At 62.3% G+C, this 7,068-nt stretch carries 7 protein-coding genes; 4 read left to right on the top strand and 3 right to left on the bottom strand.

Going from position 1 to position 7,068, the window contains the following annotated elements:
* Nucleotides 1-210 (top strand): integrase core domain-containing protein (locus tag AB5Y85_RS17235; protein ID WP_368221854.1); only part of this gene is annotated, 210 nt, incomplete at its 5' end.
* An 87-nt stretch (nucleotides 211-297) separates the two neighbouring features.
* Here the strand turns inward: AB5Y85_RS17235 and AB5Y85_RS17230 are convergent.
* Both AB5Y85_RS17230 and metB read right to left on the bottom strand, forming a co-directional pair.
* Entirely contained in the window at nucleotides 298-2,754 is a 2,457-nt protein-coding gene (locus tag AB5Y85_RS17230) for a bifunctional aspartate kinase/homoserine dehydrogenase II (protein ID WP_368221853.1), read from the bottom strand.
* Nucleotides 2,754-3,926, bottom strand: coding sequence for a cystathionine gamma-synthase (gene metB / locus AB5Y85_RS17225; protein WP_368221851.1), 1,173 nt, complete (start codon nucleotides 3,924-3,926; stop codon nucleotides 2,754-2,756). The genes AB5Y85_RS17230 and metB overlap by 1 nt, the downstream gene beginning before the upstream one ends.
* A gap of 205 nt (nucleotides 3,927-4,131) precedes the next feature.
* Between metB and metJ the strand changes: the two genes are divergently transcribed.
* From metJ to AB5Y85_RS17210, 3 genes are all read left to right on the top strand, one after another.
* Nucleotides 4,132-4,455, top strand: a complete 324-nt coding sequence (gene metJ, locus AB5Y85_RS17220) for a met regulon transcriptional regulator MetJ (RefSeq protein WP_005340251.1) — start codon at nucleotides 4,132-4,134, stop codon at nucleotides 4,453-4,455.
* 41 nt (nucleotides 4,456-4,496) lie between these two features.
* The gene (locus tag AB5Y85_RS17215; RefSeq protein WP_368221849.1) at nucleotides 4,497-5,219 is read left to right on the top strand and encodes a helix-turn-helix domain-containing protein; all 723 of its coding nucleotides are present in this window, start codon (nucleotides 4,497-4,499) and stop codon (nucleotides 5,217-5,219) included.
* Between the two features lie 84 nt (nucleotides 5,220-5,303).
* The gene (locus tag AB5Y85_RS17210; RefSeq protein ID WP_335876339.1) at nucleotides 5,304-5,642 is read left to right on the top strand and encodes a tRNA-binding protein; all 339 of its coding nucleotides are present in this window, start codon (nucleotides 5,304-5,306) and stop codon (nucleotides 5,640-5,642) included.
* 71 nt (nucleotides 5,643-5,713) lie between these two features.
* On the opposite strand, the gene AB5Y85_RS17205 is transcribed toward AB5Y85_RS17210, so the two are convergent.
* Nucleotides 5,714-6,985: an aromatic amino acid transport family protein gene (locus AB5Y85_RS17205; protein ID WP_368221848.1), complete on the bottom strand. Its 1,272-nt coding sequence runs from the start codon at nucleotides 6,983-6,985 to the stop codon at nucleotides 5,714-5,716.
* Nucleotides 6,986-7,068: the final 83 nt, after the last annotated feature.

Here is a 7,068-nt window from a genome sequence, read left to right as displayed (position 1 = left end):
TGCTCGATGACGGATGGGTATGACTGTTACCAGAATGCGTTGGCGGAGCGGGTGAACGGGATTTTGAAAGGAGAGTTATTGTTGCAAAGCCCGCAGGATTTGACGCAAGCGCGGGAAATGGTGCGTGAAGCGGTGGATATTTACAACGAGGAGCGGCCGCATCATGCGTTGAAATACAGAACCCCCGATGCGGCACATAGGGGGTTCTGAGTAGAGAAATGCTAGTTGAAAATGTGTAAACCTATTTCAGGACTAGACAGCGCGTGAGCTGAGTGCTGCTCCCGTTGCATATCAGCCTTAGAGGCTGGCGCAGATTTGCCACAGATCGTACTGGATAGCGGCGGCGGTCACTTCCCGGCCTGCCCCCGGCCCCTGGATCACCAGCGGGTTGGTGCGATAGCTGTCGCTCTCGATGGCGAAGATGTTGTCGCACGGCAAGAGGTTGGCAAACGGGTGATGGGGCTCCAGCGCCTCCAGTCCGACCCGCGCCTTGCCGTCATGCTCGAAGCGGGCCACGTAGCGCAGCACCTTGCCGAGGCGCTTGGCCCCTTCGAAGGCGGTCTGGATCGGGCCATCCAGCTCTTTCAGTCTGTCCATGAACTGATCGGCGGTCACCTTGCGCAGCGCGACGGGCACCAGATTCTCCAGCTCGATATCGGCGGAGTCGAGCTCGAAGCCTGCTTCCCGCGCCAGAATAAGCAGCTTGCGCCGCACATCCTGGCCGGAGAGATCTTCGCGGGGATCCGGTTCGGTCAGACCGTGCTGCCACGCCTCATCCACCAGCTCGGAGAAGGGGCGGGTGCCGTCATACTGCTGGAACAGCCAGGAGAGGGTGCCGGAGAAGATGCCGGAGACCCCCTGAATGCGGTCGCCGCTCTGGCGCAGCATCTGGATGCTGGACTGGATTGGCAGCCCGGCTCCCACGGTTGCGTTGTAGCGCCATTGCACCTGATGGTCACGGCAGGTTTGCTTGATGCGTTGGTAGAACTCGCTGTCGGCAGCACCGGCAAACTTGTTGGCGGCGATGATGTGAATGCCAAGCTGGGCGAAGTCGGGGTAGTAGCGGCTCACCGTTTCGCTGGCGGTCATGTCCAGCGCAACCAGCGCATCGAAGCCGTGCTGTTCAAGCTGGGAGAGCAACTCCGGCCAGATCAGCGGTTTGGGGTTGAAGTTGTCCTGTACCTTGAGGGGGTTGAGTCCCTCTTCATCGAGCAGGCCCCCTTCCGAGCTGAACACCCCGTAGAGGGTGAGCGCCAGATTGAGCTCATGTTCCAGTCGTGCCTTTTCACGGGCGTAGAGGCTGAGCCAGTGGCCGCCGATATTGCCCTTGCCGAACACCACCAGTCCAACCCGGGTCGGGCGGCTGAAGAGGGCGCTGTGCAGGGCGATGAGTAGGGGTTCCAGCACTACCTGACGCAGCACGGCCACCAGACTCAGGCCATCTCGGGCCACCTGTACGAACTCCAGCGGTTGATCCGCCAACAGCTGATAGAAGCGGTGACACTGCTCCGCGTTGTCGGTGACACCGGCACCGACCAGCGCCACCAGACTGTACCCCTCTTTCTGGATGAGGCCAGTGAAGCTCCCTTGCAGCTGGAAGTCGCGCAGCAGCTCGAAGGCGCCCTGTGCTACCTCAAGGGTGTAGGCGAGGCGCAGGATCCGGCGATCCGGCTGGCGCTGCAGGGTGAGCGGGTTGAGACGGTGACGAGCCAGATGGGCCTCGATGGTGGCCACCGTCTGCTCGTAGTTGGTTTGCGGCAGCACCTTCAGCTCGATGAGGGCGATCTGATCCACCGAGGAGACGATGCGGGCGCCACCGGAGCGGGGGGCGCGGCGCAGGATATGGGTGCAGCCCTCGTCCGGGTTGTAGCTGCAGCGCAAAGTGAGGCGCTGGCGGCTGTCGGCCACAGGTTGCAGGGTACGGGAGTGCAATACCGAGGAGCCAAGACGGGCCAGCTCGTTGGCTTCGGCGAGGCTCAGGCGCTCCAGCAGACGCGCTTCTTTCACCCGACGCGGGTCGGCGCTGTAGACACCGGCCACGTCGCTCCAGATGGTGGTGGATTCGCCATCCGCCAGCAGGGCCAACAGGCTGGCGCTGTAGTCGGAACCGTTGCGGCCGAGCAGCAGGGAGCGGCCTTCCATGTCGGCGGCGATAAAGCCGGTCACCACGATGCGACCGGCATGCTCCGCCAGTCGCGCCTTGAGCAGTTCGCTGGAGAGCGCAGTATCCACCTTGACCAGAGCGCCATCCTCGGCGCGCAGGAAGCTGCGGGCATCGAGCCAGATGGCCTTGTCGCCGCGGCTGGTGAGCAGGGCAGCCAGCAGGCGCGCCGACCACACTTCGCCAAAGGCGAGCAGGCCGTTGCGGGCGAAGCGGTCAAACTGCCCCTCAAGCGTCTTGGCGATGAGCTGCATGTCGTCGGCCAGCTGTTTGCTCAGATCGAGCTGCAGTTCACCTTCCAGCAGGCCGTCGATCAGCCCCTGCTGATAAGCGTGGAGGGCGGAGATGGCTTCGCCAGCAGCTTCGTCCCCCGCTTCGGCCAGCTCCACCAGCTGGATCAGCCGGTTGGTGGTCTTGCCAGCGGCGGAGACTACGATCAGTTCATCCCCACCCACCTGTTGTTCAACGATGCTTGCGACCCGGCGATAACAGACCGGATCCGCCAGACTGCTGCCACCGAATTTGTGGACGTGACGTCGCTTCAAGCCTGCTTCTGTTGCCACCGCGATCTCTCCTTGTTGCTGCTGTTCCATTACTTCGCTACCTGTTCTGCCTGCTGCGCCTGTGCAAAAGCCTGTGCCAGATCGGCCACCAGATCTTCACCGTGTTCAATACCGACCGACAACCGCAGCAGCTGGGCGCTGATGCCAGCTGCCTGTTGTGCGACCGGGGTCATGGCCCTGTGAGTCATGCTGGCCGGATGGGCCACCAGACTCTCCACTCCGCCGAGGGACTCGGCCACCGAGAAGAGGGTGAGGGCCGCGAGGAAGGCGCGAATGCCCGCCTCGCTGCAATCGAGTTCAAAACTTAGCATGGCGCCGAAGCCGGACTGTTGACGGCGCGCAATATCGTGGCCCGGATGGCTCGGCAGGCTGGGGTGATAGATGCGTTTCACCAGCGGCTGCTGTTGCAGGAAGGCGAGGATGCGGTCGGTATTCTCCTGATGGGTGCGCAATCTGGGGGCCAGAGTGCGCAGACCGCGCAGGGTGAGGTAGGAGTCGAATGCCCCGGAGGTGAGCCCCAGACAGTTGGCCCACCACACCAGCGACTCGGCCAGAGCGGCCTCCTTGGCAATCGCCACTCCGCCCACCACATCGGAGTGACCGTTGATGTACTTGGTGGTGGAGTGCACCACCACATCGGCACCAAGTGCGAGCGGCTGTTGCAGCAGGGGGGAGAGGAAGGTGTTGTCCACCACTACCTGTGCACCCACCTCGTGGGCGGCGCTGGCGATGGCGCTGATATCCACCACCCGTAGCAGCGGGTTGGAGGGTGTCTCCACCCATACCAGCGCAGGCTTTTGCGCCAGCGCGGCGGCCAGAGCGGCCTCGTCACCCTGATCGACAAACTGCACCCGGTAGTGGCCCTTGGCCGCCAGATACTCGAACAGGCGCCAGGTGCCGCCGTAGCAGTCGTGGGGGGCGAGCAGCAGATCCCCCGCCTTGAGCAGTGCTGTGGTGACCAGATGGACGGCGCCCATGCCGGTGCCGGTGACCACGGCGCCAGCGCCCCCTTCCAGCGCCGCCAGCGCGTCCGCCAGATTGGTGCGGGTCGGATTGCCGGAGCGGGCATAATCGTATTGACGGGGCTCGCCAAAGTCGGCAAAGGTGTAGTTGCTGGAGAGGTAGATGGGGGGCACCACGGCACCGTGCTGTGTGTCTGTCTCAATCCCGGTGCGAACCGCCAGGGTGGCCTTGTGGGTCATATCACTCTCCTTGATGTCTCTTCACACGCCGGCATCTTGCTGCCACGCGCCATCCCGCCATTGCGGGCTCATGGACAACCACACTACGCCAGCTTAAAAAAGCCGTCAACACTTCCAGACGTCTAAATGGCTTTGCTGTTGGATTGCCATTAATTTCCTTAAGGGTTAAAATCCGCGCTCACGGCTAAATGAGAACAGGTGAGTCATGGGAACAGAGTGGAACGGCGACTACGTCAGCCCCTACGCGGAACACGGTAAGAAGAGCGAACAGGTCAAGAAGATTACCGTCTCGATCCCGCTCAAGGTGTTGAAAGTGTTGACCGATGAGCGCACCCGCCGTCAGGTGAACAACCTGCGTCATGCGACCAACAGCGAGCTGCTCTGTGAAGCCTTCCTGCACGCTTTCACCGGCCAGCCGCTCCCTTGCGACGAAGATTTGCGCAAGGATCAACCGGACAGCGTCCCGGCCGAAGCGCGCGCCATCATGGAAGCGCTGGGCAAAGAGATCGAAGATTTCGACAAGGAATAACCCCCAATGACGCGGCCCTGGCCGCGTCATTGCTATCTGCCATGTCCCGCTTCAGCCTGCGCCACTATCACCACCACGTCTGCAGCCATAGCCACGACTTTGCCCAGCTGGTGATCCCCCTCGACGGCCCCCTCGAGATTGAGGTGCAGGGCCGGGGGCGCAGGCTTGCCCCCGGTTCTGCCTGCATCATCGCTCCCGGCGAGCGGCACGACTACGCCGCGGATCCCGCGCTTTCGTTTCTGGTACAGGAGAGCGACTGGCTACCCAGGGATCTGGCGGCTTGCCCCTTTATCGAGCTGGATGAGCCCCAGCGCCACTACCTCGCTTTTCTGCACCGCATGGTGGCCGAGGGGCGGCAGGTGGCGGGCATGGAGCAGGTGTGGCTCTCTCTGCTGGCTGAAGGGCAGGGTATGCAGAGTGCAGCCATGCCGCGCCTTGCCGCTCGCATCCTCAAGGTGCAGCGCCATATCGATGCCAACCTCGCCGCCCCGCTGACCAATCAGCAACTCGCCGCCATCGCCTGTCTTGGCCAGAGCCAGTTCAAGCTCGCCTTTCGCCAGCAGTTGGGGGTGAGCGTCTCCCACTACATTCGCAGTCGACGCATGGCGCTGGCGCGTACCCTGCTTGCCGGTACGCAACGGCCCGTTGGCGAGATTGCCAGCCGCTGCGGTTACCAGAATCAGGGGGCCTTCAGCGAGCGCTTCCTGGCCGAGACCGGGCTTACTCCATCCCTCTGGCGCCAGCAAAACGGCCGCCTGCCGTAACGAAACGGCTGATCGCCGAAGACGGGATGCTCTCTTTGGGCCATGCTGCGGGTCATGCAAGGTGCACGATAAACAGGAGCCGAAATGGAGACGATTAGCTGGCAGGATTTCGAGATGGTAGAGCTGAGGGTGGGCACCCTGGTGCGGGTCGAGCCGTTCCCCGAGGCGCGCAAACCGGCCTATAAGGTGTGGGCGGATTTTGGCCCCGAACTGGGGATTTGCAAGAGCAGCGCCCAGATCACCGCCCTCTACCAGCCAGAGCAGCTGGTGGGCCGCCAGATCATCGCCGTAGTCAACTTCCCGACCAAACAGATAGGGCCGTTTCAGTCTGAATTTCTGCTGACCGGTTTCTATCGGCCGGATGGCGCCGTAGTGATGGCCATTCCCGAGCAGGCGGTGGAGAACGGCGCCAGGCTGGGCTGAGTTCACGCCCGAACCGAGACAAGAGAGGCGACCCCAAGGTCGCCTCTCTTTTTGTTATCTGCTGCGAGTCGTTACTTCAACAGGCTGAAGATCAGCGCCGATACCGCCAGCGAACCGGTCAGCAGGATAAAGCCGTTGGTCCAGCCGTGACGGAAGCGGGCCAGCGCCTCCACCCTGTAGATAGCAATTACTGGCATGATAAACAGGATCATGGCGATGACCGGGCCGGAGAGGGTCTCCATCAGCCCCAGAATGCCCGGGTTGATCACTGCGGCGCCCCAGATGGCGAAGAACATCAGGGCGATGCCGACCTTGTCCGCCTTGGCCAGCGGCAGGCCGGTGGGCTTGGCGATCAGGCTTTTCAGGCTTTCGCGGGCACCGAGGAAGTGGCCGAGGAAGGAGGAGCTGATGGCGATAAAGGCGATGAGCGGTCCCAGAGTCACGATCACCGGGTTGTCGGTGATGTTGGCGAGATAGGAGAGCACAGAGACGTTCTGGGCCTTGGCTTCGGCCAGCTGGGCTGGCGATAGGCTCAGCACGCAGGAGAAGACGAAGAACAGCACGAAGCCCACCAGCATCACTGTGGTGTTGCGCAGGATCAGGCCGCTCTTGGCTTCGGCCTGCTCGCCATATTCACGGCGCTGCACGTTGGCAAAGCCGGAGATGGCGGCGGCGTGGCTGAAGGCGAACACAGTGACCGGCAGCGCCAGCCAGACGGTGTTGAGGAAGCTGGCTCCTTCAAACGCGGTCACTTCCGGCCATTGCCACTGAGGGATCAGGTAGCAGGAGAGAGCCGCCAGAATGGCCGCCAGCGGATAGACCATAAAGGCGAAGGCGCGCAGCATCGCTTTCTCACCCGCCAGCATCACGGCGATCATGGCAAACACCAGCACGCCGGAGAGCATCACCCGATCCGGGGTCGCCATGCCGAGCTGGTTGACCATAAAGCTCTCCACCGTGTTGGTCAGTCCGACTCCGTAGATGAGCAGGATCGGGAAGATGGAGAGGAAATAGAGCGCAGAGATGAGGCGACCGGCCATCTTGCCGAAGTGCTCCTCCGCCACTTCGGTGAAGTCGGCGTGGGGGCGTGACGAGGAGAGCACGAAGCGCGCCAGCCCACGGTGGGCGAGGAAGGTCATGGGGCCTGCCAGTACCGCGACGATGACGAGGGGCCAGATCCCGCCCAGACCCAGATTGATAGGCAGGAACAGGATACCGGCGCCAACGGCGGTGCCAAACAGGCTGATGACCCAGTGGGTGTCGTGACGGCGCCAGCGGGTGGTGCTGGCCGTGGTGGAGCAGGAACCGGATAGCTCCTTGGTAGCCTCTACAGATAAACTCATTACTAATTCACTTTTTGTTAGTGTTTTAATCTGAGTTCATTGTGGTTTATCGGGATTTAATTCTCAAAAAGCGAGACTGAAAC

The organism is Aeromonas sp. R3-1, assembly GCF_040908345.1.
Lineage (GTDB): Bacteria > Pseudomonadota > Gammaproteobacteria > Enterobacterales > Aeromonadaceae > Aeromonas > Aeromonas veronii.
The sequence above is the reverse complement of the archived record's forward strand: the minus strand, read 5'-3'. Positions and strand labels throughout refer to the sequence as shown.

Coding starts and splice junctions, on each gene's coding strand:
- AB5Y85_RS17205 (WP_368221848.1), bottom strand. CDS start 6,985: ATGAGTTTATCTGTAGAGGCTACCAAGGAGCTATCCGGTTCCTGCTCC.
- metB (WP_368221851.1), bottom strand. CDS start 3,926: ATGACCCACAAGGCCACCCTGGCGGTTCGCACCGGGATTGAGACAGAC.
- AB5Y85_RS17215 (WP_368221849.1), top strand. CDS start 4,497: ATGTCCCGCTTCAGCCTGCGCCACTATCACCACCACGTCTGCAGCCAT.
- metJ (WP_005340251.1), top strand. CDS start 4,132: ATGGGAACAGAGTGGAACGGCGACTACGTCAGCCCCTACGCGGAACAC.
- AB5Y85_RS17210 (WP_335876339.1), top strand. CDS start 5,304: ATGGAGACGATTAGCTGGCAGGATTTCGAGATGGTAGAGCTGAGGGTG.
- AB5Y85_RS17230 (WP_368221853.1), bottom strand. CDS start 2,754: ATGGAACAGCAGCAACAAGGAGAGATCGCGGTGGCAACAGAAGCAGGC.